This is a genomic window from Mesorhizobium sp. M0590 (assembly GCF_040320905.1).
GTDB lineage: Bacteria > Pseudomonadota > Alphaproteobacteria > Rhizobiales > Rhizobiaceae > Mesorhizobium.
In genome coordinates this window covers 1-1,252 of sequence record NZ_JAMYQN010000067.1, presented here as the reverse complement: position 1 = coordinate 1,252, position 1,252 = coordinate 1, and the positions used below count along the sequence as shown (strand labels likewise).

2 pseudogenes are annotated in these 1,252 nt (G+C 62.1%); one reads left to right on the top strand and one right to left on the bottom strand.

From position 1 onward, the window contains the following. Positions 1–368, top strand: a pseudogene (locus NKI52_RS32625) (IS110 family RNA-guided transposase); the annotation flags it as partial. A 729-nt stretch (positions 369–1,097) separates the two neighbouring features. On the opposite strand, the pseudogene NKI52_RS32905 reads toward NKI52_RS32625, so the two are convergent. Further along, positions 1,098–1,252, bottom strand: a pseudogene (locus NKI52_RS32905) (transposase); the annotation flags it as partial.

Genomic DNA, 1,252 nt, shown 5'->3' with positions numbered 1-1,252 from the left:
CCGGACCGCTCAGGGCCTTCTTCCTACGCATCCGTAACAAGCGTGGTCATCAGGTCGCAGCTGTGGCTGTCGCCCGCAAGCTCGCCGTGCTGATCTGGCATCTGCTGACAAAGGAGCAGGACTACTTCTGGGCTCGCCCGGCGCTGGTGGCGGCAAAGCAGAGGCAGCTCGCTCTCAAGGCCGGCGCGCCGGGCGAGCGCGGTGTCGGTCGCCGCGGTTCGGCTTACGCCTACAACGTGAAGGAGTTGCGAAACAGCGAGAAAGCCGCGGCCGAGAATGCCGAACGTGCCTACGAGCTAATGGTTCGGCATTGGCGGTCACGCGGGCCGAAGCGGCGCACGGACGCCACAAACGAGGAACGACTATAACGGCTGCGTGGCGGCACTCTCATCCTCTCGCACCACTCTTTGCCACGTGGTCGTCCGTGCCGGACAAATATAGCACAAGGAAATGTGGCGGCACGACCTACGCCCTCGGTCCGCTCCAGAACGGCGCCGTGCTCGACGCCGTCAAGGCGTGGCCTGGAAACCTCGCAGCCGGCCGTGGCGCCATCGCACCGGCCAGCCTTGACTGCGTCTCGACACGCTCGCGTGGGAAATCCTGTGGGCCGGGACGAAGAAACAGGCTCACCTGAGCCGAACAAAGAAACGCAACAGGAATCGAAAAAGTCGAAATCAGGGTTGTCGATGTCATCCGTACGAGCTAATGGTTCGGCATTGGCGGTCACGCGGGCCGAAGCGGCGCACGGACGCCACAAACGAGGAACGACTATAACGGCTGCGTGGCGGCACTCTCATCCTCTCGCACCACTCTTTGCCACGTGGTCGTCCGTGCCGGACAAATATAGCACAAGGAAATGTGGCGGCACGACCTACGCCCTCGGTCCGCTCCAGAACGGCGCCGTGCTCGACGCCGTCAAGGCGTGGCCTGGAAACCTCGCAGCCGGCCGTGGCGCCATCGCACCGGCCAGCCTTGACTGCGTCTCGACACGCTCGCGTGGGAAATCCTGTGGGCCGGGACGAAGAAACAGGCTCACCTGAGCCGAACAAAGAAACGCAACAGGAATCGAAAAAGTCGAAATCAGGGTTGTCGATGTCATCCGTCGACTTCATGTGCTTGTGGTGAGCTAGCGGCAGCCGATAGAAGCTCAGCGTCTCCTCGATGTTATCTTCCACCCAGTTGACCAGCTTCGGGTATTTGGCCTGCCATTTGGCGATCCACTGCGCCAGGTCGCGTTTGACCTCGGCAAGGT